We start from the raw sequence: 1,331 nt of genomic DNA on the forward strand, positions 1-1,331 counted from the left end.
TATGTGTATAAGAGACAGGAGTACTCCGCTTATAGGCAGGTGATCGACCAGACGATCGCCATGACCAGGGATCCGCAGGCGCGATCCCTGGCAGCCCACTACGGGCTGGATATCGCTGAGCTCACCTGGGAAGATACCGGACGCCACAAGGGATCCGCCCTCGGCCCCAACATCAGCGACATGACCATCCAGGTGCAGCAGCTCAACCCCCTGACGGGTCGCCGCGAGCTGAGCCTGATGCCGGTGATCCGCTACCCCAACTTTGCCGATCTCTCTGCCGACCTGCCCCTCGGCAGCCTAAAGGTGCTGGTGGGCAACGAAAAAGGAAAACCCCTGCGCGCGGTGTCACTGCGGGAGCTGCTGGGGAACCTGCGCCGCTACTTGCACAACCCCCGCTCTTGGGCCGGCAACCGCAACTCGCTGCTGGCCCCACGGGATAGCCATGTGCTGGTGAGCGCCCAGGCCGCCTTTTTGCCCATCCCTGCCGGGGGATCCGCCCAATTCAACCCGGTGCTGTTCAACTATCAGTCTTATCCGGGCAACCCAGCCGTGCTGGCGATCTTGGCCACCCGCGAGGGCACCAGCATTACAGTGATCGAGAACCGCCCGGAGGAGGGATGGCGGGAGATCTGGGGCCAGCGCCTTTTCTTCAACCAAAACGGGGAACGGGCCAGCCTTACTGGGCAGCGCCTCAGCGATTTCCAAGCCCAGCAAGCTGCCGAGCCAACCCCCAGGGATCCTGACTCAGCGGAAGTCCCCGAAGAAGCTCTGAACCTGGTGATGCTGATCCAAGTGCCCCTCAAGCAGCAGCAGCCGCTACGAAGGGAAGTTGAGGGGGTCAGTTACTATATGGAGCCCATAGCCAGCCTGGCCGTCTCTAGCGCTGTAGAAGTTGCCGTCATCGGCCACGGGGAGGTGGAAGGCCCCTTCACCGAGATCAACAACCTCGACATCGAACGGGATCCCCGCTTTCCCATTCGGGTCACCATCCAGTTCTACAAAGCCACCGACAACGGCGTGGTCTCCGCCGAGGATATGGCCCAAATTCACCGCCAGATTGACCGCGTCTATCGAGAGGCCGACTACGTGGGCAGCCTGGTAATCCAGCCAGATACGGGCCGCCCGACCGAGTACGACCGCGACGCCGAAACCGAGCGTCTCTTTCCCTTTCCTTGGTTTCCTTGGTGGCTGCGACGCTAGCCTGTTGCCGCTGGTTTTGGCGGGGGCAAGCGGCAAAATCTTTCCGCGCCGGGGTTTCTCTACTACACTGACAACTGACCTGGTGCCAAGCGAAACGAACCTTCGGGCCGCGGCGCTCGGCAGTTGCAGCC

The 1,331-nt window shown here is 62.1% G+C and carries 1 protein-coding gene; it reads left to right on the forward strand.

Annotated features, from left to right (window positions below; genetic code table 11):
- Window positions 1-1,200: hypothetical protein (locus NW853_RS06655; RefSeq protein WP_414348481.1), on the forward strand; the 1,200-nt coding region annotated here is incomplete at its 5' end.
- Window positions 1,201-1,331 lie beyond the last annotated feature (131 nt).

Origin of the sequence: Synechococcus sp. H55.11, assembly GCF_047462475.1 — a bacterium.
Taxonomy (GTDB): domain Bacteria; phylum Cyanobacteriota; class Cyanobacteriia; order Thermostichales; family Thermostichaceae; genus Thermostichus.